This is a genomic window from Thermococcus gammatolerans EJ3 (genome assembly GCF_000022365.1).
GTDB classification, from domain to species: domain Archaea; phylum Methanobacteriota_B; class Thermococci; order Thermococcales; family Thermococcaceae; genus Thermococcus; species Thermococcus gammatolerans.
On record NC_012804.1, the window covers coordinates 1,385,675 to 1,411,489 of the forward strand.

The window sequence follows — 25,815 nt, forward strand, 5'->3', positions numbered from 1 at the left end:
ATGGAGGTGACTTGGGGATGAGGAAGATAGCTGCCCTCTTGCTTTTGCTTTTTACCCTTACGGCATCTTGGATACTGTGGGAGAGTCATGAAGCCGTGTCCTGTTTTAACTCTCCATATTGCATGACGGAACATCTTAACATAACAGACCACATACTCATCATGCAACACAACGGAAACGAATGGAGAATCGTCACATACACCACGGGGAAATTGTCCCTCCATAGAATCGAGCTCAGCGGTTCTATAATACCTGATATTAAAGACTCCACGAAAAGTGTCAGAACGCACATTGATTACTCACCCCTAACTTTTGAAAACAATGCCCTCAAAGGCTTGAAAGGAACAATCGGGCTCATTGCGAAGTTCAACGGAAGCGTTAAGGCTGTCCCACTCAAAGAACTCCAAAAGCCCCTTACCTGCTCCGAACTCCTGAAACTGTGTTCTTCATGCAAGCTCGTCCTCGGAGAAGGTGGGGACAAAGTGAGACTTGGATACACGAACCTCACAAGTGGTTACTTAGTCGTGCCCTCTCCCAGAGGTAGCTCCAGATTCGTCCTTGAAATCAAATCTTACAACGCAACCAAAGATGCCATAATCGCTAAATACCCAATGGGAATTGTCAAGGGTTATACCTCGAAGCTCAACCTCCCCCCGATTGAAAACACGAGCCTTCCAGCCAACGTTTCCCAGTACCTGGAGCCCGCATGGGGGATCCTGATAACAGGAAATGAAGTGGTGCTCAACCCCGACCCCTGGAGCATTGTTGAGGAACTGGGAGAATGCAGAACCGTGTACAAAATTACAATTCACAACAACGGAACAATAGAAAAAACAGAATATGGGCTGCCCTGCTGGAGAAGGTAAAACTAAAACCCCTACAATAGTGTTGGTTACTTTATGGAGGTGATGTGGGGATGAAGAAGCTCCTTGCTTTGGTTTTACTTTTCCTTCTTTTCTTTGCCTATAACGCGTGCACTTACCACCAGCTCTCCTCAGCGGAAGGGGCTTATAAACTGGCGGGAATTTCAGGAGATGAAAAGCTCATTGCAGTCTATCACGATAGTAATTTCTGGCAGTTCGCAACGTACAACCCGAAAGCCCGAGAACTCAAAGTCTACTACCTCAGTCAGGCTCATCCATTAGACTTCAGAATCAAGAAAACAAAAACTGTGAAGACACCTTTGAACTATTCCCCTCTCGCCCTTGACTTAAAACTCCTTGAAAAAGCACCAAAAGAAACTCCTGCATTACTCTTCGCCGGAAAATGGTACACTCCTGAAAACCCGCCAGAATTCCCAAGCTTTGACGAGATAATCAAAGGATACACCAACAAAACGATCCGAAGGATTGCCCTCTTATACGCGAGGAAAGAACTCTGGATACAAACATACCTCCAAGTGACCGCAAGAGCCTATGAGGTGGGAACGAAGGATGTACTAGTAATTCCAAGTTTTGGAAATACCTCCGGGGGAATCTGGGTTGTTGAGACTCCGCAAGGAAAGAACTCTACCAAAACTGTGTACTATCCGGGCACTAAAATAGTAGGGAACGTTACCCCGGTGTACTTAGGTTCATTTGTTTTAAACAACAGAAATTCTATTGAGAGTGCACTTTATGAAGCGCTTTCAAATCTCAGCAAAACCACCAGCTTCGCAAAGATCGAGGTTTACTGCTTCTCCCCACAAGCCGATGTTGATACTGTAACCATCAAAAGATACTACCAAGGGATCTCTATGGAAAAATACTTCCAATTCTACTACCTCCACAGGGACACAATTAAAGTTTTAGGGGGATGCAAGACTACTCGCTAATTCAGGTGAGGATCTAAAAATGATTTGAGGGAAGGCCAATATTGAGATTTGGAAACTAACGAGCGTCGGCTACTTTATGGAGGTGGTTTGGGGATGAGGCGGAAGTTGTTTGCTCTCTTTCTTTTACTCACTCTCCTGCTCGGGTATTTGGCTTATTTGAACTCCCTCCCACTAGCAGTCAGAGCTTACAAACTCGCAAGAATCCCCAGCGACGAACAATTAATAGCAGTTTACCACGACAAGGACTTCTGGCAGTTCGCCACTTACAACCCCAAAACCCAAAAACTGAAAGTTTACGCCCTTTACACTGACAAACCAATCCTCCCCTGGGGAAGAGACGTAAAAACCGTAAAAACACCATTAAACTACTCCCCACTCGCCCTTGACTTGGACCTTCTTGAAGAAGTACCAAAGGAAACTCCCGCATTACTCTTCGCCGGAAAATGGTACACGAAAGAAAACCCGCCAGAATTCCCAAGCTTTGACGAGATAACCAAAGAATACAAGAACAAGACCCTACGGGAACTCACGGCATACTACGCTAAAAAAGAACTGTGGATTGGCAGCATAACACTCCAAACGGGAGATGTCCTTTATGGAAGTATTGGGCCCGTTTGGACCCTCACAGTTCCAGATCTTCAAGATGAGGGAAATTCAGGTTTTGTATGGGAGGTTGAAGTTGTTAAGGAGAAGAACGCATCATTGTGGGTCGTCCATTATCCCGGGGACGTGAAGGTGAGCGGAGTGGGTGAAGTCCTCTACAGACAGAGCTCCATAGCAGTCTCAAAAGCTTATACTAGCCTAGATAATGCATTCAAGTGGCTCAACAGAACTTCGTATCCAAAACAGAACCCAGTGTTCCTGCAATTCACAGTTTACTCAATGAAGTCCAAAACGATCCAAGCGGGCGTTTTAGTTCTCAAATACTACCAAAAGGGTATTTCAATGAAGAAAAAGTTACCAGACGGATATGTGCTGATGGATGGTACCGATATCCCAGTGAATAACAGTTCATAGGCTCGAAACATTAAATGGGAGCGGAGACCCAATGAACTCTCGGCAAGCTTCATCCGTTGGCCCCCCCTACACTGGTGTTGGCTACTTCATGGAGGTGGTCTGGGGATGAAATGGATTGGGACTCTCTTTATTTTTATTCTCCTCGCAGTATCCCTGTGGGGCCTCCAGGCTTACAGAGTCCACGAGACGTTAACAAGTCCAGATAAGACCTTTGAGATGGCAACCGGAGAGAACGCACAACTAATTGCCGCATACGTCGATAAAGGAATGCTCGCCCCCACATGGCATTTCGCCTTCTACAATCCAAAAACGCGGAATATTTTTGTTACCAGCGTAAAGGAAAGCCTCTGGCCTTGGCCCCACATAACTCTCAAAAAACAGGCCTGCCCAACAGAGTACAATTACTCCTCTCTGGCCATTCAAAGAACACTCTTGAAAAACTGGAGGGGGCAAGCTCCTGCACTCCTCTTCAATGGCACATGGTACTCTCGGGATGACCAAAAAGATGCACTTTCAATGCTCACAAGTCTCAGGATTCAAAACGCATCATTTGGTAAAATTGGATTGTTCTACTCTAAAAATGGCTTCTGGGTGGGGCTAGATGAGATAAAATCCTGTGGAGGAGACTACTCTTTCCCACCCGCTGGGCCTGGAGGCATTTTAGTTCCTCCAGAGTTGTCAGACAAAAATCTCCCGACAGTCATAGAGATTACGTGGAACTCCCCCTACGGCTCAGAAAGAGCATTGGTGTTTTTTAATGGAGCCATAATTAAAGCCCATACAACAAAACCCCTTACCTGTCCGTTCGAACTTCGAAACCTTACCGGCGCTTTGAGAATCTGGAGGGAATACTTTGAATACAACCCCAATAGAATGGCACTGTGGGTTTCCCGTCCCCTTGATACTTCGTCTAAGGAGTGCACCAACAAAACAACATGGGTCATCATTGCCCTCCGTAATGGGGATTGTGGAAACGAATGGTGGGGAAAACTTGAGGACACATGATGCCAAAAGATGTTAATCCAAAAACCGGCCCCTACACCGGCGTTGGCTACTTCCTGGAGGTGGTCCGAGGATGAGGAAACTCCTCGCCATCTTGGGTTTTCTTTTTGTGGGTTTTCTCTTACTCTTTGCCTACGCTTACTCTGACCAGCCTCATGAGACTATGAGCACTCTCTACCAAAAAATCCCAGAGCAAGTTAGAGAAAACTCCCAACTCATCGCAGCTTACTACTCTTCACAGAATGGGGACAGAGAGTACCAGTTCGCGTTTTATAATCAAAAAAACCAGACGCTCAGCATTTACACGTTCAGTATTTCAAACTTCCTCAAAATCTTCTGGGACGAAGAGAAAAACAAAATAACCTGCAAGACCCCATTCAACTACTCCATACTAGCCACTAGCCCTGAAAAGTTAAAAGACTTCACAAACTGCGACAATTGTAGAATACTCCTCTACAAGGGCAAGATTTACAGGAATGAGGAGATTGAGGAGATTCAACCAAGACTTTCGGAAGTGTTAAAGGCAAACGAAAGCTACTGGCAGGTTGAAATCCTCGGCGCCAGCGAACTATCAACAGGAGACATAATAGGTTCCTCTGGCGATGCTGGAAGAATATTTGGTCTTTCAGGGTACCCAGGATTGCTGATTCTCCCAGCTGGCGATAACGCAAGCAGAGGAGTAACCATCACAGTCCAGCCTTTCAACAAAACTAAGGACGTTGTCAAAATACACTTTCCACTCAACATTACTTTTAAGTTCAAGCAAAGGCATTATAGCGACAGTTATGATTACTCTCCTTGGAGTTTGGAGAACTTGTCCAGTGCTGTGAAGCGTTTGCAGGCTTTTAAGATTGAACCAAAACCATGGCGCTGGGAGGCCACACTCAGCGGGGAATACGCAGGAATAGCATGGTTCACACAATCCGGAAGATACTACCAATACAAAATCTACCCACAGATAGAATGGGAGGATAGAGGACACTCCCAGTTGTCTGTTCACGTCAGATGCCGGAGTGGAGGATGGGTGCCCTTCCGCTATCCCTAACGACTAAAGACCACAAAACAAAGGGGGCATAAAATGAGGGCTCTAACGGTCTTTGGATTCTTTTTAATCATCCTTTTACTCTTTGCATACGCTTACTCTAACCAGCCTCATGAGACTATGAGCACTCTCTACCAGAAGATTCCAGAAGAGGTTAGAGAGAACGCACAGCTAATAGCGGCCTACTACTCCTCACAGAATGGGGACAGAGAGTACCAATTCGCGTTTTACGATCCAAAAGAGAGAACACTCAGCATTTACACGTTTAAAATCATCACTCTCTTCAAAATCACCTTGAATGAAAAAAAGAGCAGAATATCCTGCAAGACTCCATTCAACTACTCCATCCTGGCCACCAGCCCGGAAAAACTCAAAAACTTCACAAACTGTGACAACTGCAGAATACTCCTCTACAAAGACAAGATTTACAAGAACGAGGAAATCGAGAGCATTTACCCGTCAATTGAGGAGATGATCCGAGGCAAAGAGAACACCACTTACGTGAACCTTGTACTCATGAAAGACAGGGAGATCTCAATGGGAGTAATAATAGAACGTGTTGGAGATCATGGACTTGTGCGGGGCTTCCTCGGTTACTGGGGACTGCTCCACATGCCATCCACCATGAGCAGCCCGTGGAGGGGAGTAATAATAGAATTCACTACGAAAAGCAATGGGACGATTAACGTGATCGCACACTACCCGGGCAACGTTACACTCTCAACAATAGCCGAAGTTAAAGCACTAAGCAACAAGACTTGGGAATTAAAAGAAGTTCCCTTAGAAGACGTTATTCAGGCGTTGAAGTCCAAAAAGCTCGTGGGCAGTGTTAAGGGCTCGCTCCGATTTGAGTTCTCAATCACGAGGGAGGGAGAGAGAATTGAAGCGTGGGCAGCCTGGGTGAACCCGGAAAAGGGCGTTTTAGCGTTCTGTAGAATATCGCCCCCCGGAAAAATCACGCGCAACGAGTTCAACGAATTTGACGGGTACCTGTGCACTCGGTATGGAAGTGACATTTTGGAAAAACTACCATAATGTCAAGTTTGACGTGTGGTGAAAGCACTTCCTCGTAAGCCAGGAATTAAGGAGGCGTAAAAAAATGAAAAAAACGGCCGCACTACTCCTGCTCTTTTCCCTTTTCGCGTACAATGCTTACACTTATCATCAGCTCTCTTCGGCGGAAGGAGCGTATAAACCGGTGGAATCACAGGGATAAGAAACCTCCCTGCCAAAGAACTTAAGAACTTGGAAAAGGGAAGGCAAAACTAATACTCCGTCAAAAGCCTCCCAAGCTCAGGAATTCTTTCCATGACATCCATCTCCCTGAGTGCGAGCCACAGGGAAGCCTGGTTGCTCGTCACGACGGGAACGCCAAGGTCGTCCTCGAGCGCCTCGATTATCTCAAAGGTCCTCCAGTTAGTGCAGCTTATGAAAATCCCCTCAACCTCGTCCATAAAGGCAGACTTAGCGAGGCGATAGGCCTCGTACGGCTCAAGCCGTCCGATCTGAAGGTTGTCCGTGAGGCCAAGGCCGATTATGTCAAGGACGTTGAACTCGTTCGCTTCCAGGAACTCCTTCTCCCGCTGGTTTATCTCGTCGGTGTACGGGGTAACAACGAGGATATCCCTAACGTCGAGGATCTTCAGGGCCTCAACGACGGCTGTGCTGGTGCTTATCACAGGGACGTTCACCTCGTCCTCTATTCTCGCCTCGAGCTCCTTTTCGAAGTCCTTTCCACCGATGAATGAGCCACTCGTGCACCCGTAGAGTATCAGCTCAACCCCCGCATCGCGGAGGAGCTTGGCGCTCTCAACGGCCATGCTACTCATCTTAAGGAGCTCCTCTTCAGTGACGTCCCTCAGGGGCATCCTTGAGACATGGAGTGAGACCCCGTAGGGCAGGTAGCTGTGAAGCTCCATTTCCATCGTGGTGTTAGATGACGGCACTATGAGACCGAACCTTCCTCTCCATCCGTACATGCTTTCACCCTTTGAAGTTCCTCGGGACTTCTATTAAACCTTTGGTTCATCTAAACTTTTTTATCCCCTTCAACCAAGCAAGGACGATAGCCATGATAGAGTTCGTGATCCTGCTGGGCGTCATAGGCGGCTGGTTTATAGCCACAACGACCCTAATAGCCATGTTAATCTTCGGGAAAATGTGGGGGTTGGTGGGCGTCCCCCTGCTCGTGCTGGGCGTTGAGCTCAACAAATTCCTGAAAAGGAGATACATGGACGTTGTGGTCTCCAGCTCTCCCCGCGCGAGGGAGATAGCCAAGCACATCTTCGAGATGAACGAGCTGATAATACTCTCCTCCTACGCCGCCGCCCTTTTCCTGTACATTGTCGTCCAGAAATACGTGGAAGTCATCATTAAGGTTCCACCGGGGTGATTTCATGAACGTCGTCATAGTCCGCTACGGCGAGATTGGAACGAAGTCGAGGCAGACGAGGAGGTGGTTCGAGAACATACTCATGAACAACATACGGGAAGCTTTGGTGAGCGAAGGAATCGAGTTTAAAAAGGTCGAGGCCAAGCACGGGAGGATTCTCGTGAGGACGAACAGAGCCAAAGAGGCCGTTGACGTCCTGACGAGGGTTTTTGGCATAGTCTCGCTCTCACCCGCGATGGAGGTCGAGGCGAACCTTGAGAAAATCAACAAAACCGCGCTAAAGCTCTTCCGGAGGAAGAAGAGGGAGCTCGGCCTTGAGAGGCCACGCTTTAGAGTCACGGCGAGGAGAATCACCAAGGAGTTTCCCCTGAAGAGTCCAGAAATTCAGGCAAAGGTGGGGGAATACATCCTCGAGAACGAGGAGAGCGAGGTTGACCTTCACAACTACGATATCGAGGTAGGCGTCGAGCTGATGGAGGGCAAAGTGTACGTCTTCGTTGACAAGGTTAAAGCCTGGGGAGGACTGCCGATAGGCACGCAGGGCAAGGTTGTTGCGCTCCTCAGCGGGGGCATAGACTCACCCGTCGCTGCATTCCTAATGATGAAGCGCGGTGTCGAAGTGATTCCAGTTCACATCTACATGGGCGAGAAGACCCTTGAGAAGGTCAGGAAAATCTGGAACCAGCTGAAGAAGTACCACTACGGCGGAAAGGCCGAGCTAATCGTTGTCAAGCCGAAGGAGCGCAAGAGAATCATTGAGAAGCTGAAGGAACTCGGGAAGGAGAAGTACACCTGCGTGTTCTGCAAGTTCATGATGGTGAGGCACGCGGATAAGATAGCCAAGGACTTCGGCGCGAAGGGCATCGTGATGGGCGACTCCCTCGGGCAGGTGGCTTCGCAGACGCTCGAAAACATGTACATCGTCAGCCAGGCGAGCGATTTACCGATTTACAGGCCGTTGATAGGCATGGACAAGGAGGAGATAGTTAGCATAGCGAAGAGAATCGGAACCTTCGAGCTGTCCACCCTGCCTGAGGACGAGATACCCTTCATCCCGAGGCACCCGATAATAAGGGGCTCGTGGGAGGAGTTCAGGAAGCTCTACAGGGCGGTCTTCGGAGAGGAGCCGAGGAAGAGGGAGTGCTGATGAAGAAGAAAAGCATTGAGAGAGACCCTATATGGAAAGCCGTGGGAGCGCTAACGATATCCGACGAGAACGCCAGCGAGAGGGAAGATTGGTTGCTCACAGAGGAATGGGCGGGCTTCAACTCCACCAAATCGAACGTCTTCGGCATTTTAAAGGGCTGGAAAACCGACCCGCAGAAGCTCAAAGACAAACTTCGGGGGGAGTGGGAATGAGTCCCACACGCTTCGCCTCCTACGTAGCCCTCTCCCTCCCCATCATCTTCATCGTGGGCCTAACAGTGGTTATCCACGCAAACCCCTGGTTCTCGCTCCAGAACAACGCGCTGAGCGACATGGGGTCGCTCAAGAACCCCAACCGCTGGCTCTTCAACGGCCTCCTGATGCTCTTCGCCGTGATTGCAATGGTTCCGTCAGTGGTAGCATTCAAACACGGACTCTCCTACCTGATGCCCCTCGCGCTCCTTTTCCTATTCCTTGTTGGGGTTTTCCCCGAGGAGCTCCCCTATCACGCTCCCTCGGCAGTGTTATTCTACGTTCTGGCACTGGCAGACATAGCGCTCGTCGGGATAAAGCTCGGCCGTCAGAATTCGGTCAACTACCTCTGGAGCGTTCTCTCGGTTGTCGTGTTCATCACGATGCTCTACCTGATTAGGGCGAGGGTGTTCAAGGGGCTGGCGATTCCGGAGCTGATAGGAGCGTCCTTCATCCTCGCGTGGTTCGTTTACATTGGCATCTTGCTGAGGTTTGAAACCCTGAGTTGAGGAAAGCCTCATAAAAGCCCACCCGAAGTTTCGGCCATGAAGGCGGTTGCACTGCTGAGCTCGGGCATTGACTCACCCGTCGCGGTTTACCTGATGCTCCGGAGGGGGGTAGAGGTAGTTCCGGTTCACTTCAGGCAGGATCCCATCAAAGAAGAAAAGGTCCGCGAGCTCTGGGAGGTTCTGAGTAAATACGGCAAGCTCGACGAGCTAATAGTTGTAGATTTTGCGGAGGAGCATGTTCCGGTGTTTGAGAGGCTGAAGGAGCTCAAGAAGGAGCGCTGGACGTGCATATTCTGCAAGTGGCTGATGCTTAGAAGGGCCTGCAGAATTGGGCACGAGGTCGGGGCGAGCGCGATAATAACCGGCGACTCCCTCGGCCAAGTGGCAAGTCAAACCCTCGACAACCTCATGATAGTGAGCTCGGCCAGCGACCTACCTGTATTGAGGCCCCTAATCGGAATGGACAAGGAGGAAATTGTTAAGATAGCCAAGGAGATAGGGACGTTCGAAATAAGCGCCCGTGAGGAACCGCCTTGTCCCTTCACGCCGAGGTACCCCATAGTGAGGGGCTCACCGGGAGGGTTTAGAAAGGTACTGGAAGAACTCCGAAGATGTGGGAATAGTTTATAAACCAAATGCCTCCATTGAGTGCAACGGTCCAATTTGGACCTAGATGGTGATGTTAATGCAGGACTCTTTGATTGTGATCGCGGGTGCCCTAATTGTGATGGGCATCGACGTGCTGGCGGCACTGCTGATATTCTCAATTTACCGCAAAAACAGGAGAACTTCCGCACTTCTCTTCTCCATGGCATGGCTCTGCGATTTTCTGGCTATAGCGACGTCGTCCTCCCTGACCTTAAAGCCCCTCGGCCTGTTGCTGCTACCGCTCTTCTCATCCTTCATGTTCGCGGCTTCTTTCCACCTCGTCGAAGAAGAGGGAGTCAAAATTGACAAGGGAACACTTAAAGTACTCTCAACGGCCCCTGTTGCCTACATGATTTATCTTCTCATGGTGTACTGGTACACGCAGGATCCAGAGTGGACGGCGACGGCTGCGGCTTCACTCGGCATCACAGGGGTTTTCGTGACAGCGTCCGGACTCATAGTGAAAAACGTTGTTAGCATATACCAAAGCGCCGCAAAATACCTCTACATCGGGATAACCCTGTTCGGCCTCCACCTCATTCCCGCCGCCCTCTTCGGCCAGGAGAGATGGTATATACCGATAGGGTTCATGCTCTCCGCGAGCCTGATAGTGCTGATGACAACGGCGATGGTCAAAATAATGCGCTCGGAGAGCTTCAGGAGGATACCCCTCCAAGAGCTTCCCCAGGAACCTGAGACGGAACTTGAGAGCCCAGTGGCCATACTTCATCCAGAGGAGCTGCAGAAGATAAAAGAGGAGTTCAAGGATTTTCCCGTTTTGGCGTTCCTCAGAAACACCCGCGATGTTCCTGAAGCATGGAGGGTTTATTTCATGACCACAGCCCCCCTCAGCGGGGAGAGGGAGAAAACGATAGGACCAACGGAACTTCCTAGGATTGGGGAGATAATCTACCGCTACCTTCAGGAGATGAAGTCAAAGAACCTCAGGGGTGTTGTGCTGTTCGATTGTATCGAATACCTGCTTGTGTACAACAGTCAGGAAAGCCTGCTTAAGTTTCTGGCAAAGGTCAGGGACTTCGTGGTGATGAGCAACGGTTTCCTGATACTGGCGGTTGATCCCCGGGGGGTTGAGCCCCACTTTATTGCCCAGCTCAGGAGGATCCTCCTCTGAGCTCAACTTTTTATACCCCTCTTCTCTACTCCCTCTGCCCCCGCGCGAGGACCCCGGGGAGAATGAACCGGGGGGCGATGCGGGGGCAACAGCCCGGTCTCAGCGAGGTCCCCGCGGGAGGGCCTTCCGCGTCCCGGAGCGCTATGACCGCGGGAAACCCAGACCGGGCACAATTCTCGGCCCGCCTGGGTTAGCCCGTCCGATTCTGCCGTTCGGCTGGGATGAGGACGGGAGTTACGGGCGGGCCACAACAAAAACATTAAATTCTCCCACCCAATCTGATCCGGGGATAGAGCATGAAAAACAGAAAAATCCCGATGATGCTCGCAATCGTTCTCCTCTTCACCATAACCCCTGCGGTAACCGCACAGCCCCACTGGAGCTGGAGATACGACGACGAGTGCATGGTCTTTGCCATGGACTTCAACAGCAGGGGCCACCTCGCACTCGCCTTTGGCTATTACGCGGTTCTGCTCACACCGGAGGGGAAAAGGGTTTTCAAGTCTCCCACGCGGGATCTGGCCTACTCAATTGCGGTGAGCGACAACAACTACGTCTTAGCCGGCACAAGGGGGAACTTTGTCCAGCTCTTTAACCCAACGGGAAAGCTCGTCTTCGAGTACAAAACCGGCGATCAGGTGTGGGCCGTTGACATATCAAAAGACGGGACGAGATTCGTTGCAGGCAGTAACGATGGATGGGTTTACTACTTCTCCGGAAAAGAACTCCTGTGGAAGGCCAACACCGGTGCCCCCATCTGGGGAGCCCTCATGACGCCAAGGGGGATAATCACCGGCAACGACGCTGGCTCTCTGATCCTCTATTCCTACAATGGCAGTGTGGTTTGGAAGAAGAACCTGAACGGAAGGATCTGGCGCGTTAGAGTTTCCGGAAACTACGTGGCGGTTCTCTCCCTGCACACGGGGGAGGCCGTAACCTCGGACGTGTACCTCTTAACCCTCGATGGGAACACCGTGTGGAGAAGACATTTTGAAGAGTACGTGAGGGACGTGGACGTTGATAATGGAACGGTGGCAATTACAGGAGACATCGGTGAAATCCTAGCGGTGGGGTTGAACAACGAAACCCTGTGGGAGTTCCCCAACTTCAACCCCGCGTGGCACATCGCTTTTAGAAAGGGCTACACCCTCGCAGGAGGTGGAGGACAGGTTGCTTTCTTCATCGACCCCTCCGGAAACCCGGTCTGGATCTTCGAGGACAACCTGAGCATAACGGCCGTCGCCATGAGCCCGAACGGGAGGTACCTGGCCGTTGCCGACAGGACTTTTGAGCAGATAAACTGCAGGGGACACGTCTACTTCCTCGACAGGTTCCCTGGGGGAGAGCTCGTTTCAACAACCTCAACGTCGGGCGTTCCCGGAAGCGGGCCCTCTGAAGGAGAGCTAACTTCTACATCCCCAACCGGGAAAACTCCACCGATGGATTCAGACGCAATCCACACCCACACAACGGCTCAGACGGCCGGGGAAAACGGCGAGAATGGATTCCCCCGGGAGAAAATATCCTTTATCGCGGTTACCGGCATCGTCCTGCTCCTCCTGGTCCTTCTCGTTAGGGAGATGAGAGAATGAAGTACGCCATAGTAGCCGAGAACCTGAGGAAGAGGTACGGCAACACCGTAGCGGTCGATGGAATAAGCTTTAAAGTCAAGAGAGGGGAGATATTCGCCCTCCTCGGACCGAATGGGGCGGGAAAAACCACTACTGTGAGGATGCTCACGACCCTGACGAGGATAGACGAGGGGAACGCCTACGTAAACGGATTCAGCGTGAAAAGCGAGAGGAGAAAAGTCAAGGAGAGCATAGGGGTCGTCCTCGACGTCTCAAACCTCTACGAGGAGCTAACAGTAGAGGAAAACCTTACCTTCGTTGCGGAGCTCTACGGGGCTCCAAGGGAAAACGTGAAGAAAATCATACAGGAGTTCAACCTGCCGGAAAAAAAGAAGTTCGGAAAGCTGAGCTCGGGTTTCAAGAGAAGGGTCGCGATAGCGGCGGCGCTTGTTCACGATCCCCCGATAGTCTTCATGGATGAACCTACGGTGGCCCTCGACGTTCGATCCGCAAGGGCCCTTCGGGAGCTGATCTCGAGCTTAAACCTCAGGGGCAGGACGATATTTCTGACGACCCACAACATGGAGGAGGCAGAGAAACTTCCCCACAGGATAGCGATCATAAACAGGGGCAGGATAGTGGCCATCGGAACGAGAAACGAGCTTAGGAAACTCATTGGGGCGAGGGTGAAGATAAGGATAAAGATCGAACCCCTTCACTCGAAACTCCTAACGGATCTTCAGGAATTCAGGCCACGTTTTGACGGTGAGTACCTGACCTTTGAAAGTGAAGATGTAGATGAGTTCATGGAGAAACTCCTCAAGCTCAAAGGAGAGCTCGGCTTTAAGTTACTCCACGTGTCCACCGAGCTACCGACCATTGAAGAGATCTTCCTGGAACTGACGGAGGAAGTCGAGAACGGTGGGACGAAGTCCTGCGGGGGGTGTCCGGTTTGCGGATGATAGCAATAGTCAGGAAAGAGCTCAAGGAGTACCTTTTAAAACCGGGATCGATCAGCTGGGGGTTTGTGTTTCCCGTAGTCTTTACGTTTTCGTTCATAGTTAGACTGGGAAGCGTGGATCAGGTCGCCCCGGGAATGGTGGCAATAGCCTCACTCTTTGGAACGACCTCCTTCGTTTCTTCCTCCATAATCTTCGAGAGGAGACTCAGGACTATTGAAAGGCTCCTGCTGGCCCCCCTAAGCTACGGAGAGATAGTTTTGGGAAAGATACTCGTCGGGACAATATTCGGGAGCATTGTGAGCCTAACAACGCTTGCACTCCTGCTGTGGTTCATGGTGTACCCCGTGTGGAACTGGCCGCTTACGCTCCTCGCGATACTGCTCTCCGGCTTTGCCTTCTCCGCTCTCGGCGTATACATCTCGCTGAAGGTTAGGAACCCGATAAACGTCATGACATGGCTCAACGTGCTGAGGCTCCCTATGATCTTCACGAGCAGTGCGCTGGTATCGTTCGGCCTCTTCCCCAACTGGTTCCTCGCCGTCGGGCTTTTGACACCGATGACCTACGCGGTGGAATCCATAAGGTACGGTATGCTCTACTATACGGACGCAATCCCACCGGTCACCGCGTTCCTGGCGACCATCGCGCTAGGGCTGCTCTTCACTCTCCTTGCGACGAGAGCGTTGAAAAACCTGTATTGACAAAACCCCAAAGGGAAGAGAAGAAAACAGGTGAAAAGCTGAATTCACTCAAGAACTTCGAGGATTTTGGCCTTGATGACACCCTTTCCGCCGGTCGGTTCGACGAGCGTTGCACCGCAGACGAGGCAGCGGACCTTAGTAGCAGGGTGGCTGAAGACTATCTGCTCGTTGCCGCAGTCAATGCACTTGACGCGGAGGAACCTGCTCCTCGGCATCGGGATGAGGTTCTTCGGGAGCGCCATGTTCACACCTCCACCAGCTCGAACTTCTTAACGCGGAAGCCCTTTCCTCTGGTGTGGGCCTTGCCGCAGACGGTGCACCGGAAGCGGAGGTCGAGCTTCTTGACCGGCTTCTCCCTGCCAGCGGGGTTTGGCCTCGGGAAACCGTGGTAACCCTTCATGATCCTCCTGAAGCGCCTCTGACCCTGGCTGAGCTCGCTCCTTGGCCTCTTCTTAACTTTCTCCACCTTGTGTATGGTGTGCTTCTTACAGTATGGGCAGTAGGTCCTTATCTTCTTGGGATACTTCATCTCACCCACCTCCACAGGGGCCCGGTAGGTTCCTCTACGGATACCCCCGAGCCATGAGGCGTGATAGTGCCTTCGCCTTCGGTTGGGGGGAAGCTTTAAAAAGTTTTGCCGGGGAAAAGTTTAAGAACAAAAAGTAACTAAAAACTCCGGAGGTGGTTGAAGTGGTCGGGATCGAGGAAACCCTTAGGGAAATTGAGGAGGTTGAAAAGAGGGCAGAGAAAGATTACCGTTCAATTCTCAAAAAGCTCAAAGATCCGCAGTACGCCGACTTCAGGGTCCTCCTTCTCAGGATGGCCATAGACACTGCCCTCCACAGGCATCTCATAGAGGCCCTGCGGAAGGCATACAGGGAGGCTGTTGAGCTCGTCGATGAGTTCGGCTATACAGACAACATCGAACTGCCAGAGGACGCCCCAAGAAGGCAGATGAACGAGGAGATAGTCATAATACCCGGCCTGCCAAGCATGGTACTCCCCGGTGGCGAGTTCATGGGTGGAAAAATACCCCCTGAGGAGGCACTCAGAGAACTTCTCAACCTCAAGCTTGAGAACGTCGTTATACCCTTTGAAAAGAAGAAGGAAATAGCCAAGGTCGTGGACGAGATCCTGAGGCTCGAAGGAAAGATGAGGGACGGCTATTCCCACCTCGAGAGTAAGGCAATACACCCCCTGATAAAAGCAATCGCCGTGGAGAGCAAAAACAACGAGGAGCAGCACATAAGCGTTCTCCAGAAAATCAAGGAAAGGATGGAATAGTGATTATCCCTTCATCTTTTTGTCCCAGTTCTCGAGCATCTTGTCCAAGGCTAGAAGGCTGTTCAGTCTAAGGCGAATCCTCTTGTTCTCCCAATCCACCGAGCCCTTGAACTCGTTGAGGAGCTCAAAGACCTTCTCTGCTTCTTCCCTCGGCAGGTACCTGCCGTAGAACTCCTCCCCGCAGTGGGGGCACTTGAAGGCGAACTCCTCGATGGCCTTCAGGAACTTCTCCCTGTCCCTCAGCGTTTCTTCGGCGTTCTCAAGGCTCAGCATCTGCTCAACCAGCTCCCCCCAGTCGAGGGGCTTTCCGCACAGCGGGCACTTCGCCATCTCAATCACCCGTTCTCCCTGAGGAAGTTCTCAATCTCCTTTAGGATTAGTTTTATGGCCTTATCAAGGTTGGCCTTTCCGTTCGCCCCGGCGGCTCCCGCATGTCCTCCACCAGAACCTTCAATGACGGGCCCGACCTTCTCCATGATTTTTCCGAGGTGGAGGCCCTTCTTCACGAGGCTCTCCTTGGCCCTCGCGGAAATTCTAACGCCCTTCTTCTCGCTCCCGACTATCGCGATGTCGGCCCCGAGCTGGAGGAAGACCTTGCAGGCGTAGGACTCGTAAGCGGAAACCTTCGAAATCGCTATAATGTACCTCCTGAACTTCCTGATTTCGAGCCTCTGGCAGGCCTTCAGGACGGCCATCCTTTTGGCGTTGTCGGTGTTTTCGTCGCTAACTGGGGCAACGAGGGAGAATATCTCCCCCATCTGGAGCGGAAACCTCTCCAGTATCTCGCTCACCGCTTTGAAGGTCTTCGCGTTGGCGAAGCGGAAGTTGGCTGTATCGGTAACGATTCCCGCCAAAAGGGCCCTCGCGCTTTCCTCGTCGGCAAAGCTAAAGTATTTGAACAGCTCCCACACGATTTCAGCCGTTGAGGTTCTGGAGGAGTCAACGACAGATATCTCGGCCTTAATCGGCTTCTCCTTCTCGACGTGGTGGTCAATCACTATAACCGTCTTTCCCCTAGGGATTTCAATCGGTTCGAGCTGTTCGAGGGAGGAGGTGTCGAAGATCACGACAACGTCTTCCTCAACGGTCGGGTTTTTCTCAACTGGAACGGGCGAGAGCGTCAAAAGCCTTTTCGCGTAGGAGGAAACGCTCTGGGCAACGCCTATCCTGACACTCTCAACGCCGATAAACCTGAGGTAGCGGGCGAAGGCTATCGCCGAGCCGAGGGAATCGGGGTCGGCGTTGTGGTGGCAGAGGAGGAGATAGGATTTATCCCGCGAGCGCTGGAGGAAGCGCTTAAGCTTGAGCTTTCCCTTCATTAGCAATCTCCCTCAGCTTCCTCTCTACCGCTTCGTAGGCCTTCTCGAGGGCCTCGTCAATCAGCCTCTCGACGTCCACCTTGACGAAGACCGGGACTTCGAGGTACACCTCGATTTCTAGGTTCAGTGTCTCGTCCCTGTTTATCCTCGTGGTAACCTCGATGTCCTTGACGTCGCTTCTGTTGAGCTCGCTGAAGACGTGCTTTATTATGATCCCCTGGGCCAGCTCTCCGATTTCGATGAGCTGTTCTTCACTCAGCTCTGGAAGGCCTATGTTGATAACGCCCCTCTGCTCCATGCCCACCACCAAGGAGAAAAGGGAAATCAGCCCGCGACGGGCGGCTTGAGGGAAGCCTGAATCTTTGCGGTAAGCTCCTTGAGCTTCTCGTTGAGCTTCTTCTCCTGCCTCTCAAGTGCGTTAAGGCGGACCTCCAGCGTTTCGACCTTCTCCTTGAGCTCCTCGACGGCCTTGGCCTTCTCAGTCTTGACGATGAGCGTCCCAACGGTCTTGTAGATGACGGCATCGTCGGGGAGCTTCTCAATCTCCTCAAGGGCCTTCTTGGCTTCGTTGAGCTCAAGCTGGACCTTCTGCTTCTGCTGGACGAGGAGCTGGAGCTGCTGCTGGTAGCTCTCAAGCTGGGCCAGCATGGACTGAACCTGAGGCGGGATGTTCTGCATAACAACACCTCCGTTATCGTGACTTCCGCTTAGAATAAGGGCGGGGCTTTAAATAGTTTAGGTAAGGACAACACAGAACCCTTCAAAAATTTAAACTCATGCGGGAGAACTTCTGGAACCGAGCTTCTCGGTTAACTTGTACAGGAGGGCCCCAATCAGGAAGCCCAGGAGGACGAGGGCAGTTACGAAAAACCAGATTATCGCATTCTCGTAACAGGTCGTTGGAGTGCAGTTCATCGTAAGGAGGGCGTAGATAATGCTGGACGCAAGCACTGTAGTAATTGTTGAGGCCACCCAGAAAGCCCCTGGATCAACCTTCACTTTTCGAAGGAACAGAAACGACGCGAGGGCTGGCACCATAATGATGAGGCCAATTTGAAGGAACTCCTCGACAGGACTAGGCCCTTCGTCAGAGGGCGGAAGGAGCCTTATGGCAGCAATTATGGAAAGGTAAACAATGAGGGAAAAGAGAAACGTAGTCATGGCCCGGTTCATCATAAATCACCCCTTCTGAATTACGGTTGTCTCTGTATCCCCTCGGGCATATTATATGCGACCACCGTTATAAGTCTTACTACTGGTTGCTATTAACTAATCATCTGCTAATTTTCAGAAGGGTTCTTTCCTCATAGTGGAATCAGAGCTCAAGGGAATCCATCGCGACCTTAATCCACCTTAGATAAGAGTTCAGCGTTCCCCGTAAGGCCGAGTTATCTTTAGCCAAAAAGCGGATTACGATTTTCCTCCCGTCGAGAAGGAAATCAATCCTGCTCCGCCTGTAGGGGACGGTCTTGTGCTCGTAGAGGACGCTCTCGTAGACAACCCTAGCCGTTTCCTCGTCGGGGAAAACCAGCTCAATCACTCCCTCGATTGGCCAGACTTCCTCAGAAGGGCTTCCTTGTAGTCCCATCTCCGCCCGTCCTCCATAATCCAGATTTTCACGAGGATTAACGGCCCGACGGGTCGCTCCTTGGTGACGTCGAAGCGGTAGAAGTTGATTGCCATCCCCCTCGGGTAGTTCTCGATTACGCCGATTACGTCCGTGTTGTTCTTGTCCGCTATCGTCTGGAGGCTTTTATTACCGCGCGGGACGAACTTTCCGCCGGTGAGCTCGGCGAAGGCCTGGGCGAAGGCGGTGTGGTCGATGCCAACGCGCTTGGCGGTGGTCACGACGAAGGGCATCTCCTCGCGGATTGGTCTGAGGTTTCTGAAACCGATTTCGCGCTGGAGCTTGATACCGTGAAGGTAGAGGTAGCCGAGGTAGCCCCAGTCGTCGGGGTCAACCTTGATGAAGGTCATCTTGAGCGGGTTGCCCTTCCAGACGTTGATTATCAGAAGTCGCTCGTAGTTCCTGTCGTAGGCCTCCATGAGCAGGTCCTGGATGGTCTTCTTTCCCCTGGTTAAGTAGAGGGAGTTGGGGAAGACTCGCTCTAGGTCGTGGCCGAAGCTTCTCGTCCTCCTTGTAGGCCGGTGGGAAGTCGTTATCAGCATCATGGCATTTCTTAGCTTTGAGGCATGGTTAAAAAGCTTTCTCATGGGGTAAATCTTTATCCAAATCCCCGGAGCAGGCACAGTCCTCGGGACGTACTGGAACTGTATTCTCCCCAACCTTCCTTAGAAAAATAACAGGAGTTTAGCACCGGGAGCAGGAGGGTTCAAAACTTAAGATACGCCCGTACAAATCGAAAAACATCCCTAACACTAAAGCGCCCCTCCCTTCTAGGGTCGTATATCATGCTTACCGGTACTTCCTTTATTCTAGCTCCCATCTTCGCGGCCTTTATCAGCATCTCAGTCTCGACCTCGTAGCGGTCGCTCTCTATCTCCGGGAGAAACTCCCGCCTGTAAGCCCTGAACCCGCTCTGGGTGTCGTAAACATACGTTCTGAGCTTGAGGCGGATCAGACGGGTCGTGATCACGTTGCTCAGTCGTCTTACCCAGGGCCTCTTCCCAACTTCCTGAATCCTGCGGGCCCCTATAACCATATCGGCTTCCCCTTTCGCTATGGGCTCGACGAGTTTAATTATCTCCCCTGGCCTGTGTTGGCCGTCAGCGTCCATAAAGACCACGATATCCCCTGTGGAGTGTCGGATTCCTTCACGCATCGCACAGCCCTTACCACAGTTCTTCTCCAGCCTGATCGCCTTTATCCGGGTGTCCTTCTCAGCAAAGGCCTTTGCCACGTTGTAGGTCCCGTCTAAAGACCCATCATCGATCACAATAACCTCATCGACGAAAGCTGGGATCCCCTCAAGGACCCTCGGCAGACGATCCTCCTCGTTGTAAGCGGGGATGATAACGCTTATTTTCTTCCCTTTCAGCATTCATTTTTCCTCCAGCCTCTCAAGTGCCCTTTTGGCCTTCCTCTCGAAGTCCTCCTTGTCCTGGTACTCCCAGTAGTGCTCCTTTGCGGGGAACTTTCCGCTTTTGACCTCCTCGCGGTATCTCTCGAGGGCAAGCCTGATTATGCTTGATAAATCCGCGTACTTCTTGACAAAGGGCGGGACGTTCTCGTATATCCCGAGCAAATCGTGCCAAACTAAGACTTGACCGTCAACCCACGGTCCAGAGCCTATGCCGATTGTAGGTATTGACACTTCCTCGGTCACAAGTTTTGCAACGTCCGCAAGGGTGAACTCAAGAACCACCGCAAAGGCCCCCGCCCTTTCCAGAGCCTTCGCATCGCGCAGGATTTCCTCTATCTCCTCTTCCGTCTCACCCATTAGCCTGTAACCGCCCAAACGGAGGTACCGTTGCGGCGTTAGACCGGTGTGTCCCATAACCGGAATCCCCATCCTAACGAGCTTTCTGACGAGCTTCTCGTGGTCTGCTCCACCTTCAATCTTCACCGCATCCGCTCCCGCCTGAATCAGCCTCACGGCGTTCTTAACACCCTCCTCGACGCTCACCTCGTAGCTCGAAAACGGCATGTCCGCTAGAACCAGGGCCCTCTTAACGGCTTTTGCCACTGCCCGTGTGTGGAAGACCATCTGCTCCATCGAGACGTTCAGAGTGTTCGGCTCGCCATAAACGACCATACCAAGGGAATCGCCGACGAAGACGATGTCGATTCCCGCTTTGTCAGCCAAGAGCGCCGAGGGGTAATCATAGGCCGTCACCATCGTGATTTTCTCCTTCCCCTTCATCTCGCGGATTCTCTTCGGCGTTATCTCCCTCATACCACCACCTTCAGAGGCTTCGACGGCGGTCTAATTAACGGTTTCGATGGTGGAGTTTATTAAGGTCTTAAAACGAAGGAGAGATTGAATGTAGAACAGGGAATCCCTTTGAATCAGTTGACACTAAGAAGAACCCTCCATCGAAGTTGGTGAAAAAGATGAGAATTTGGAGTACTTGGCCCGCAGAACACGTTAAAAGGGACAGCGTTGGAAAGGTTCGCAATCTCACGCCCGAAGGGCATATTTCAAGTGCGAACACAGACAAGGAGGTGTTAGTTACTGCCTTCCTTCCCGTAGGAGCAATTTGGGCAGTAATGAGATTTCCGCCAGCACTTTCGTTAGAAAGGGCTGTGGGGGTGAGAGAATGAGAAGGTGGGAGCACTACGAGCACACCGCCGACATAGGCGTTCGCGGTTACGGCTCAACGCTGGAGGAGGCCTTCGAGGCGGTAGCGCTGGGCCTCTTTGACGTGATGGTGGACGTGAGGAAGGTCGAGCCGAGGGAATGTCGCGAGGTTGAGGTTGAGGAAGAGGACCTGGAGGCACTCCTGTACAGCTTCCTTGAAGAGCTCCTCGTGCTCCACGACATGGAGGGGCTGGTCTTCGGCGACGTCAGAGTCAGGATAGAGAAGACAGAGAACGGCTACCGCCTTAAAGCGAAGGCCTGTGGCGAGGTTCTCGACTACGAGAAGCACGAGCCGAAGGAGGAAGTCAAGGCAATAACCTACCACGACATGAGGATTGAGAAACTGCCGGACGGGCGCTGGATGGCGCAGTTCGTTCCCGACCTGTGAGGTGATTGGATGAGCGCGAGAGACGTTATTAGGGAAACCAATCCTGCATTTTACGAGCGCTACTCAAAGCTTAACGATTCGGACGAGTTCTGGGAGTTCATGGTTAGGCCACTCAGGCAGAGCATCAGGGTGAACACCCTCAAGGCCCCACTGGAGATAGTAGTTGAGAGACTCAGAGAGGAGTTCGAGCTCGAGCCGATTCCCTGGGTTCGCGAGGGGTTCTTCATTGACGTTGACAACCTCGCAAAAGTCCCGGAGCACGGCCTTGGTCTGATATTTGGTCAAGAAGCCAGCTCGATGATTCCCCCGGTGGTTCTCGAGCCGAGGCCTGGAGAGCTTGTCCTCGACATGGCTGCCGCGCCGGGCTCGAAGACCGGACAAATAGCCCAGTACATGGAGAACGATGGGTGCATAATAGCAAACGACCCCAACAGGGACAGGGCCAACGTCCTCATAGCAAACCTCAACAGGATGGGGGTTCTGATAGCGAGGGTAACGACGAGGGACGGTGCTAAATTCGCGCGCTTCGAAAACACTTTCGACAGGGTTCTATTGGATGCACCATGCTCCTCAGTCGGAATGATACGAAAGAGCTGGCGCTTCCTGAGGGAGTGGCGTGAGAAGGCCGTCGTCAAGTACATGAACATCCAGAAGAGGCTCATCTTGGCCGGTTACAAAGCGCTCAAGCCAGGGGGAGTTATGGTTTACTCAACCTGTACCATAGACCCGCTTGAGAACGAGGAGGTCGTTGACTACCTCCTGAGGAAGACCGACGCGAGGCTGGAGCGCATAAAGTTACCCGTGAAGACGAGCGAGCCCGTCCTTGAGTGGGAGGGGAAGACCTACTCTGACGAGCTGAAAAAGGCTCTGCGCATACACCCGAACGACAACGACACCGAGGCGTTCTTCATAGCGAAGATAGTCAAGCCGGGTGATGCCTATGAGTGATGGAAAGGGAAATCCCAGAAACGAGATCGGCAAGACCAGTGATGCCGAGCTCGTCAAGAGGCTCCTTATGGAGAACTACGGCTATGCGCCTGACCTAATCTACGAGATAAGGGGCAACCACCAGAAGGTCTACGCCTACAAGCCCTGTGAACTCAAGATAAGCGACACCGGCAGGAGGGGAGTCTACTTCGGCAGGATAGAGAGCGACGGAATAAGGCTGACGATTGAAGGTGCCTTCCTCGTTGGACCAAAGGCAACGAAGAACGTCGTTGAGCTGGACGACGAGAGGGCGAGGCGCTACTTGGCCGGGGAGAGCGTGGAAGTTGACGTGCCGGACGGCTGGGTGCTCCTCAAATGGCGCTCCTACTACCTCGGCTCGGCCAAGGCCAAAGCTGGAAGGCTGCTCAACTACGTGCCAAAGGAGAGAAGACTAAGGATTGGGAGGTAGGGGGCACTACCCTAAGATTGCTTTTCCTCTTTTCCTAGGGCTTGTTACGGCAGTTAAACAACCGAAAGCTTTAACGTGTAAAAATTCTATTATTGTGGACTGACATAACTAAGGATGAAAGTAGGTTTGAGGTTGGCTCAACTTATAGGAGGCAAAAGGATGAAGAGGCTCATCGCGGTGGTGTGGATTGCCCTGCTCTTGGGGTTTTTGGTGGTTACGCTGAAAATGGCAAAGGCCGAAGATGCAAAGTGGTGGGCGAAAACTTACAGAGGGAAGGCTTACGCGATTGCTGTTGCTCCAAATGGTGACGTAATAGTTACAGGCTACACTTACAGCTTCGGCGCGGGTAAGAGTGATGTTTGGGTTCTTAGGCTTGAGAAGAATGGCAATGTTAAATGGCAGAAGACTTACGGCGGAAGTGACTTAGATAAGGCTACCGCGGTTGCCGTTGCCCTAAATGGGGATATCATAATAGCGGGCTCCACTGAAAGCTTTGGCGCGGGTAGAAGAGACATTTGGGTTCTTCGTTTGGATGGGGAGGGGGATGTTAAATGGCAAAAAACTTACGGTGGGCGTATCTATGATGACGCTCATGCGGTTGCAGTTGCTCCGAACGGGGATATCATTGTTCTAGGCTCCACTGAAAGCTTTGGCGCTCCATATCATTCAGACGTTTGGATTCTCAGGCTTGATGCTAATGGAAACGTTAAATGGCAAAAAACTTACGGCGGGAGTGATTATGATTGGGCTTACGCGGTTGCCATTGCCCCAAACGGGGATATTATTGCCGCAGGCGGCACTGAACGCTTTGCCGCTGGTATAGTGGATGTTTGGATTCTTCGTTTGGATGAGAACGGTAATGTCAAGTGGCAAAAAACGTACGGTGGGAATAGTTATGACAAGGCTACCGCGGTTGCCGTTGTAGAAAACGAGGATATTATTGTCGCAGGGTATTATGGGGCCACAGATTTTCAGGGCGCTGGAGCTGATGTTTGGATTCTTCGTTTGGATGAGAACGGTAATGTCAAGTGGCAAACGACTTATGGAGGGCATTACAGGGATAATGCTTACGCTATCGCTGTTACTCCAAACGAGGATTTGATAGTAGCAGGCTGCACTGAAAGCTTTGGCACTGGAAATTATGACGCTTGGATTCTCAGGCTTGATAGCAAGGGTAACGTTAAGTGGCAAAAAACGTACGGCGGAAGTGACGATGATAGCGCTCATAGAGTCGTGGTTGCTCCGAACGGGGATATCATTGTTCTAGGCTCCACTGAAAGCTTTGGCACTGGATATTATGACACTTGGATTCTCCGTCTTCCGTCGGATGGTAATCTACCCAAGTGCGACTTCTGCGGGGATTCAAATGCCAAAATTAGCGTTCCAGACATAAAAGTGGGCAATTTCAGTGTGACTATTATGAATACGAACGCGACCGTGCAAACAACCAACGTTTATCCTCACTCCTCGGAGGATATCGGGGTGGAGACACAATACATTTCCGTTGGAACTATCAGCGTCACCACGAACCCCTCTGGTGCGAAGGTTTACGTTAACGGAACATACATCGGAGCAACTCCCCTTACTACGAACTTATCAGTAGGAACCTACGAGATTACACTTAAAATGAAGAATTACAAGAATTACACAACGACTGTAGCAATAAACCCTAATGAGGAAGTGGAACTCAACGTGATCCTAACACCCTTGCCAGCCCATTTAACACTCAACTCAACCCCCTCCGGGGTTGAGATTTATGTTAACGGCACTTATAGGGGAGAAACTCCGGTGACCTTGAAGCTTTCTCCAGGCACGTACACTGTAAAATTCATCAAAGACGAGTATGAGAACTACACCATGAGCGTTACCCTTTCGGCAGGAGAGGCCAAGAATATCTCTGTGACACTAAATCTTGCCTACGGTTACCTAAGCATTGAATCCTCACCTTCCAAAGCTGAAGTTTACGTTGATGATAATTACATTGGCAAGACACCAATTGACCAATATAAACTATCTACTGGTGTGCATGAGGTCAAGGTGGAGAAGAGTAATTATAACTCCCTCACAAAGATGGTTACACTAAACTCCAGCGAGAAAACGAAACTCAATGTGATCCTAACGCCATTACCAGCGCATTTAATGGTTAACTCAAACCCCTCTGGAGCGGTGGTCTACATTAATGGAACCTACAAAGGAAAGACTCCGTTGACTTCGGAGCTTGAACCTAATACTTACAACCTGAGGGTTTCGAAAGAAGGTTATGCAAATTACACTACAACAGTAATCATTAACCCGGGAGAGAATAAAACCATAAACGTCGAGTTGGAGCCAATGATCGCCCACATTGAAGTTTCCTCGGATCCAGCCGGCGCGAAAGTTTACGTTAACGGGACTTATAAGGGAACGACCCCATTGACTTTGGAGCTTGGATCTGGGTCCTATAAAGTAAGGGCGACCAAGGAGGGTTATGAGGATTACGTGATAACAGTTGAGTTGAAGGCTGGTGAGTCCAAAGAAATCACGGCTCAATTAAAAGAAAAATCCACAACTACGACAACCACAACAACGGTCGCTACTTCTACGTCGGCCGGCGAGACTACAACGACAGCCACGTCGAACGGTAGTGGAACGACTAAAACAACCTCTCCAAAGGAAGGTGGTGGAATATGCGGACCGGCACTGGTTATTGCCCTAGCCTTAGTTCCCATCCTCCACAGAAAACGCAAACACAGGTAAAAACCCTTGAAACTCCATGAATCCCTGACGAAGAACTTCCTCCCTCACGTTTTCTCCCTTTTCCTTTCCCATGTGTCTCGATATTGAGGGTATGAGACACTTTTTGGTGAATGCGGGTATACTCTTACTTGGGTCGTAGCCTCCGTAAGTTTAAAATAACTTTAGGCCCACCTAAAGAGGGGGTGAGGGAATGGTTCCGCTGAAGAGGATTGACAAAATCCGCTGGGAGATTCCCAAGTTCGA

33 protein-coding genes are annotated in these 25,815 nt (G+C 51.2%); 21 read left to right on the top strand and 12 right to left on the bottom strand.

Annotated elements, in window-relative coordinates; genetic code table 11:
* Positions 1-17 precede the first annotated feature (17 nt).
* The 6 genes from TGAM_RS07455 to TGAM_RS07480 all read left to right on the top strand — a co-directional run bounded on the left by TGAM_RS07455 (position 18) and on the right by TGAM_RS07480 (position 5,909).
* On the top strand, positions 18-866 hold the full coding sequence (locus TGAM_RS07455; RefSeq protein ID WP_048811433.1) for a hypothetical protein: 849 nt from the start codon (positions 18-20) through the stop codon (positions 864-866).
* Between the two features lie 50 nt (positions 867-916).
* A complete protein-coding gene (locus tag TGAM_RS11370) occupies positions 917-1,813 on the top strand; it encodes a hypothetical protein (RefSeq protein WP_052291832.1) in 897 nt (298 codons plus the stop codon).
* A 93-nt stretch (positions 1,814-1,906) separates the two neighbouring features.
* Complete coding sequence (locus tag TGAM_RS07465) at positions 1,907-2,830, top strand: hypothetical protein (RefSeq protein WP_148206289.1); 924 nt, start codon at positions 1,907-1,909, stop codon at positions 2,828-2,830.
* Between the two features lie 105 nt (positions 2,831-2,935).
* Complete coding sequence (locus TGAM_RS07470) at positions 2,936-3,835, top strand: hypothetical protein (RefSeq protein ID WP_015859089.1); 900 nt, start codon at positions 2,936-2,938, stop codon at positions 3,833-3,835.
* Positions 3,836-3,905: 70 nt separating this feature from the next.
* Entirely contained in the window at positions 3,906-4,877 is a 972-nt protein-coding gene (locus TGAM_RS07475; protein ID WP_015859090.1) for a hypothetical protein, read from the top strand.
* Positions 4,878-4,910: 33 nt separating this feature from the next.
* Positions 4,911-5,909: a hypothetical protein gene (locus tag TGAM_RS07480; protein ID WP_015859091.1), complete on the top strand. Its 999-nt coding sequence runs from the start codon at positions 4,911-4,913 to the stop codon at positions 5,907-5,909.
* A 230-nt stretch (positions 5,910-6,139) separates the two neighbouring features.
* Here TGAM_RS07480 and TGAM_RS07485 read toward each other — a convergent pair whose 3' ends face one another.
* Entirely contained in the window at positions 6,140-6,853 is a 714-nt protein-coding gene (locus TGAM_RS07485) for a maleate cis-trans isomerase family protein (RefSeq protein ID WP_015859092.1), read from the bottom strand.
* A 92-nt stretch (positions 6,854-6,945) separates the two neighbouring features.
* Between TGAM_RS07485 and TGAM_RS07490 the strand changes: the two genes are divergently transcribed.
* From TGAM_RS07490 to TGAM_RS07530, 9 genes are all read left to right on the top strand, one after another.
* Positions 6,946-7,266 carry a hypothetical protein gene (locus tag TGAM_RS07490; protein ID WP_048811260.1) on the top strand — a complete coding sequence of 107 codons (321 nt, stop codon included), beginning with the start codon at positions 6,946-6,948 and terminating at the stop codon, positions 7,264-7,266.
* Between the two features lie 4 nt (positions 7,267-7,270).
* Positions 7,271-8,413 carry a tRNA uracil 4-sulfurtransferase ThiI gene (gene thiI, locus TGAM_RS07495; protein WP_015859094.1) on the top strand — a complete coding sequence of 381 codons (1,143 nt, stop codon included), beginning with the start codon at positions 7,271-7,273 and terminating at the stop codon, positions 8,411-8,413.
* The gene (locus tag TGAM_RS07500; RefSeq protein ID WP_169302029.1) at positions 8,407-8,625 is read left to right on the top strand and encodes a hypothetical protein; all 219 of its coding nucleotides are present in this window, start codon (positions 8,407-8,409) and stop codon (positions 8,623-8,625) included. Before thiI ends, TGAM_RS07500 begins: the two co-directional genes overlap by 7 nt.
* Positions 8,622-9,173, top strand: a complete 552-nt coding sequence (locus TGAM_RS07505; protein WP_048811262.1) for a DUF998 domain-containing protein — start codon at positions 8,622-8,624, stop codon at positions 9,171-9,173. Before TGAM_RS07500 ends, TGAM_RS07505 begins: the two co-directional genes overlap by 4 nt.
* Positions 9,174-9,209: 36 nt before the next feature.
* Positions 9,210-9,803, top strand: coding sequence for an adenine nucleotide alpha hydrolase family protein (locus TGAM_RS07510; protein ID WP_015859097.1), 594 nt, complete (start codon positions 9,210-9,212; stop codon positions 9,801-9,803).
* Between the two features lie 55 nt (positions 9,804-9,858).
* Positions 9,859-10,953, top strand: coding sequence for a DUF835 domain-containing protein (locus TGAM_RS07515; RefSeq protein ID WP_015859098.1), 1,095 nt, complete (start codon positions 9,859-9,861; stop codon positions 10,951-10,953).
* Between the two features lie 296 nt (positions 10,954-11,249).
* Entirely contained in the window at positions 11,250-12,545 is a 1,296-nt protein-coding gene (locus tag TGAM_RS07520) for a WD40 repeat domain-containing protein (RefSeq protein WP_015859099.1), read from the top strand.
* Complete coding sequence (locus TGAM_RS07525) at positions 12,542-13,486, top strand: ABC transporter ATP-binding protein (protein ID WP_015859100.1); 945 nt, start codon at positions 12,542-12,544, stop codon at positions 13,484-13,486. The genes TGAM_RS07520 and TGAM_RS07525 overlap by 4 nt, the downstream gene beginning before the upstream one ends.
* A complete protein-coding gene (locus tag TGAM_RS07530) occupies positions 13,483-14,187 on the top strand; it encodes an ABC transporter permease (RefSeq protein ID WP_015859101.1) in 705 nt (234 codons plus the stop codon). Before TGAM_RS07525 ends, TGAM_RS07530 begins: the two co-directional genes overlap by 4 nt.
* A 44-nt stretch (positions 14,188-14,231) precedes the next feature.
* Here TGAM_RS07530 and TGAM_RS07535 read toward each other — a convergent pair whose 3' ends face one another.
* Together TGAM_RS07535 and TGAM_RS07540 are read right to left on the bottom strand one after the other, a co-directional pair.
* On the bottom strand, positions 14,232-14,429 hold the full coding sequence (locus tag TGAM_RS07535) for a 30S ribosomal protein S27e (protein WP_015859102.1): 198 nt from the start codon (positions 14,427-14,429) through the stop codon (positions 14,232-14,234).
* Between the two features lie 2 nt (positions 14,430-14,431).
* Positions 14,432-14,716 carry a 50S ribosomal protein L44e gene (locus tag TGAM_RS07540; RefSeq protein ID WP_015859103.1) on the bottom strand — a complete coding sequence of 95 codons (285 nt, stop codon included), beginning with the start codon at positions 14,714-14,716 and terminating at the stop codon, positions 14,432-14,434.
* 152 nt (positions 14,717-14,868) lie between these two features.
* Here TGAM_RS07540 and TGAM_RS07545 point away from each other — a divergent pair, with 152 nt between their 5' ends.
* Positions 14,869-15,471, top strand: a complete 603-nt coding sequence (locus TGAM_RS07545) for a hypothetical protein (RefSeq protein WP_015859104.1) — start codon at positions 14,869-14,871, stop codon at positions 15,469-15,471.
* A 3-nt stretch (positions 15,472-15,474) separates the two neighbouring features.
* Here TGAM_RS07545 and TGAM_RS07550 read toward each other — a convergent pair whose 3' ends face one another.
* The 9 genes from TGAM_RS07550 to panB all read right to left on the bottom strand — a co-directional run bounded on the left by TGAM_RS07550 (position 15,475) and on the right by panB (position 20,647).
* A complete protein-coding gene (locus tag TGAM_RS07550) occupies positions 15,475-15,801 on the bottom strand; it encodes a Trm112 family protein (protein ID WP_015859105.1) in 327 nt (108 codons plus the stop codon).
* Positions 15,802-15,806: 5 nt separating this feature from the next.
* Positions 15,807-16,790 (bottom strand): DHH family phosphoesterase, encoded by a 984-nt coding sequence (locus TGAM_RS07555; RefSeq protein WP_015859106.1) that lies wholly within the window; start codon positions 16,788-16,790, stop codon positions 15,807-15,809.
* Positions 16,768-17,088 carry a DUF3194 domain-containing protein gene (locus TGAM_RS07560; protein WP_048811263.1) on the bottom strand — a complete coding sequence of 107 codons (321 nt, stop codon included), beginning with the start codon at positions 17,086-17,088 and terminating at the stop codon, positions 16,768-16,770. The genes TGAM_RS07555 and TGAM_RS07560 overlap by 23 nt, the downstream gene beginning before the upstream one ends.
* A 26-nt stretch (positions 17,089-17,114) precedes the next feature.
* Positions 17,115-17,468, bottom strand: coding sequence for a prefoldin subunit beta (locus TGAM_RS07565; RefSeq protein WP_015859108.1), 354 nt, complete (start codon positions 17,466-17,468; stop codon positions 17,115-17,117).
* A gap of 96 nt (positions 17,469-17,564) precedes the next feature.
* Positions 17,565-17,963, bottom strand: a complete 399-nt coding sequence (locus TGAM_RS07570) for a hypothetical protein (protein ID WP_148206291.1) — start codon at positions 17,961-17,963, stop codon at positions 17,565-17,567.
* Positions 17,964-18,105: 142 nt separating this feature from the next.
* Positions 18,106-18,378 (bottom strand): KEOPS complex subunit Pcc1, encoded by a 273-nt coding sequence (pcc1, locus tag TGAM_RS07575; RefSeq protein WP_015859110.1) that lies wholly within the window; start codon positions 18,376-18,378, stop codon positions 18,106-18,108.
* Complete coding sequence (locus tag TGAM_RS07580; RefSeq protein ID WP_015859111.1) at positions 18,327-18,962, bottom strand: ribosomal biogenesis protein; 636 nt, start codon at positions 18,960-18,962, stop codon at positions 18,327-18,329. The genes pcc1 and TGAM_RS07580 overlap by 52 nt, the downstream gene beginning before the upstream one ends.
* A gap of 161 nt (positions 18,963-19,123) precedes the next feature.
* Positions 19,124-19,792 carry a glycosyltransferase family 2 protein gene (locus tag TGAM_RS07585; protein ID WP_015859112.1) on the bottom strand — a complete coding sequence of 223 codons (669 nt, stop codon included), beginning with the start codon at positions 19,790-19,792 and terminating at the stop codon, positions 19,124-19,126.
* Positions 19,793-20,647, bottom strand: a complete 855-nt coding sequence (gene panB, locus TGAM_RS07590) for a 3-methyl-2-oxobutanoate hydroxymethyltransferase (RefSeq protein WP_015859113.1) — start codon at positions 20,645-20,647, stop codon at positions 19,793-19,795.
* A 149-nt stretch (positions 20,648-20,796) separates the two neighbouring features.
* Here panB and TGAM_RS07595 point away from each other — a divergent pair, with 149 nt between their 5' ends.
* From TGAM_RS07595 to TGAM_RS10980, 5 genes are all read left to right on the top strand, one after another.
* Positions 20,797-21,015: a hypothetical protein gene (locus TGAM_RS07595; protein ID WP_148206292.1), complete on the top strand. Its 219-nt coding sequence runs from the start codon at positions 20,797-20,799 to the stop codon at positions 21,013-21,015.
* Positions 21,012-21,440: an archease gene (locus TGAM_RS07600; protein ID WP_015859114.1), complete on the top strand. Its 429-nt coding sequence runs from the start codon at positions 21,012-21,014 to the stop codon at positions 21,438-21,440. Before TGAM_RS07595 ends, TGAM_RS07600 begins: the two co-directional genes overlap by 4 nt.
* Before the next feature lie 9 nt (positions 21,441-21,449).
* Complete coding sequence (locus TGAM_RS07605; protein ID WP_015859115.1) at positions 21,450-22,388, top strand: tRNA (cytosine(49)-C(5))-methyltransferase; 939 nt, start codon at positions 21,450-21,452, stop codon at positions 22,386-22,388.
* Positions 22,381-22,836: a methyltransferase RsmF C-terminal domain-like protein gene (locus TGAM_RS07610; protein ID WP_015859116.1), complete on the top strand. Its 456-nt coding sequence runs from the start codon at positions 22,381-22,383 to the stop codon at positions 22,834-22,836. The genes TGAM_RS07605 and TGAM_RS07610 overlap by 8 nt, the downstream gene beginning before the upstream one ends.
* Positions 22,837-22,995: 159 nt before the next feature.
* Positions 22,996-25,572 carry a PEGA domain-containing protein gene (locus tag TGAM_RS10980; RefSeq protein ID WP_052291833.1) on the top strand — a complete coding sequence of 859 codons (2,577 nt, stop codon included), beginning with the start codon at positions 22,996-22,998 and terminating at the stop codon, positions 25,570-25,572.
* The last annotated feature ends 243 nt before the right edge of the window (positions 25,573-25,815 follow it).

What these genes read in the sequence shown, in the direction of transcription:
- TGAM_RS07470 (WP_015859089.1), top strand. Translation starts at nt 2,936, where the DNA reads ATGAAATGGATTGGGACTCTCTTTATTTTTATTCTCCTCGCAGTATCC.
- TGAM_RS07565 (WP_015859108.1), bottom strand. Translation starts at nt 17,468, where the DNA reads ATGCAGAACATCCCGCCTCAGGTTCAGTCCATGCTGGCCCAGCTTGAG.
- TGAM_RS07480 (WP_015859091.1), top strand. Translation starts at nt 4,911, where the DNA reads ATGAGGGCTCTAACGGTCTTTGGATTCTTTTTAATCATCCTTTTACTC.
- TGAM_RS07530 (WP_015859101.1), top strand. Translation starts at nt 13,483, where the DNA reads ATGATAGCAATAGTCAGGAAAGAGCTCAAGGAGTACCTTTTAAAACCG.
- TGAM_RS07520 (WP_015859099.1), top strand. Translation starts at nt 11,250, where the DNA reads ATGAAAAACAGAAAAATCCCGATGATGCTCGCAATCGTTCTCCTCTTC.
- TGAM_RS07570 (WP_148206291.1), bottom strand. Translation starts at nt 17,963, where the DNA reads ATGAACCGGGCCATGACTACGTTTCTCTTTTCCCTCATTGTTTACCTT.
- TGAM_RS10980 (WP_052291833.1), top strand. Translation starts at nt 22,996, where the DNA reads ATGAAGAGGCTCATCGCGGTGGTGTGGATTGCCCTGCTCTTGGGGTTT.
- TGAM_RS11370 (WP_052291832.1), top strand. Translation starts at nt 917, where the DNA reads ATGAAGAAGCTCCTTGCTTTGGTTTTACTTTTCCTTCTTTTCTTTGCC.
- TGAM_RS07485 (WP_015859092.1), bottom strand. Translation starts at nt 6,853, where the DNA reads ATGTACGGATGGAGAGGAAGGTTCGGTCTCATAGTGCCGTCATCTAAC.
- TGAM_RS07585 (WP_015859112.1), bottom strand. Translation starts at nt 19,792, where the DNA reads ATGCTGAAAGGGAAGAAAATAAGCGTTATCATCCCCGCTTACAACGAG.
- TGAM_RS07540 (WP_015859103.1), bottom strand. Translation starts at nt 14,716, where the DNA reads ATGAAGTATCCCAAGAAGATAAGGACCTACTGCCCATACTGTAAGAAG.
- TGAM_RS07465 (WP_148206289.1), top strand. Translation starts at nt 1,907, where the DNA reads ATGAGGCGGAAGTTGTTTGCTCTCTTTCTTTTACTCACTCTCCTGCTC.
- TGAM_RS07605 (WP_015859115.1), top strand. Translation starts at nt 21,450, where the DNA reads ATGAGCGCGAGAGACGTTATTAGGGAAACCAATCCTGCATTTTACGAG.
- TGAM_RS07555 (WP_015859106.1), bottom strand. Translation starts at nt 16,790, where the DNA reads ATGAAGGGAAAGCTCAAGCTTAAGCGCTTCCTCCAGCGCTCGCGGGAT.
- TGAM_RS07515 (WP_015859098.1), top strand. Translation starts at nt 9,859, where the DNA reads ATGCAGGACTCTTTGATTGTGATCGCGGGTGCCCTAATTGTGATGGGC.
- pcc1 (WP_015859110.1), bottom strand. Translation starts at nt 18,378, where the DNA reads ATGGGACTACAAGGAAGCCCTTCTGAGGAAGTCTGGCCAATCGAGGGA.
- TGAM_RS07455 (WP_048811433.1), top strand. Translation starts at nt 18, where the DNA reads ATGAGGAAGATAGCTGCCCTCTTGCTTTTGCTTTTTACCCTTACGGCA.
- TGAM_RS07535 (WP_015859102.1), bottom strand. Translation starts at nt 14,429, where the DNA reads ATGGCGCTCCCGAAGAACCTCATCCCGATGCCGAGGAGCAGGTTCCTC.
- panB (WP_015859113.1), bottom strand. Translation starts at nt 20,647, where the DNA reads ATGAGGGAGATAACGCCGAAGAGAATCCGCGAGATGAAGGGGAAGGAG.
- TGAM_RS07610 (WP_015859116.1), top strand. Translation starts at nt 22,381, where the DNA reads ATGAGTGATGGAAAGGGAAATCCCAGAAACGAGATCGGCAAGACCAGT.
- TGAM_RS07505 (WP_048811262.1), top strand. Translation starts at nt 8,622, where the DNA reads ATGAGTCCCACACGCTTCGCCTCCTACGTAGCCCTCTCCCTCCCCATC.
- TGAM_RS07550 (WP_015859105.1), bottom strand. Translation starts at nt 15,801, where the DNA reads ATGGCGAAGTGCCCGCTGTGCGGAAAGCCCCTCGACTGGGGGGAGCTG.
- TGAM_RS07600 (WP_015859114.1), top strand. Translation starts at nt 21,012, where the DNA reads ATGAGAAGGTGGGAGCACTACGAGCACACCGCCGACATAGGCGTTCGC.
- thiI (WP_015859094.1), top strand. Translation starts at nt 7,271, where the DNA reads ATGAACGTCGTCATAGTCCGCTACGGCGAGATTGGAACGAAGTCGAGG.
- TGAM_RS07510 (WP_015859097.1), top strand. Translation starts at nt 9,210, where the DNA reads ATGAAGGCGGTTGCACTGCTGAGCTCGGGCATTGACTCACCCGTCGCG.
- TGAM_RS07580 (WP_015859111.1), bottom strand. Translation starts at nt 18,962, where the DNA reads ATGATGCTGATAACGACTTCCCACCGGCCTACAAGGAGGACGAGAAGC.
- TGAM_RS07475 (WP_015859090.1), top strand. Translation starts at nt 3,906, where the DNA reads ATGAGGAAACTCCTCGCCATCTTGGGTTTTCTTTTTGTGGGTTTTCTC.
- TGAM_RS07560 (WP_048811263.1), bottom strand. Translation starts at nt 17,088, where the DNA reads ATGGAGCAGAGGGGCGTTATCAACATAGGCCTTCCAGAGCTGAGTGAA.
- TGAM_RS07525 (WP_015859100.1), top strand. Translation starts at nt 12,542, where the DNA reads ATGAAGTACGCCATAGTAGCCGAGAACCTGAGGAAGAGGTACGGCAAC.
- TGAM_RS07490 (WP_048811260.1), top strand. Translation starts at nt 6,946, where the DNA reads ATGATAGAGTTCGTGATCCTGCTGGGCGTCATAGGCGGCTGGTTTATA.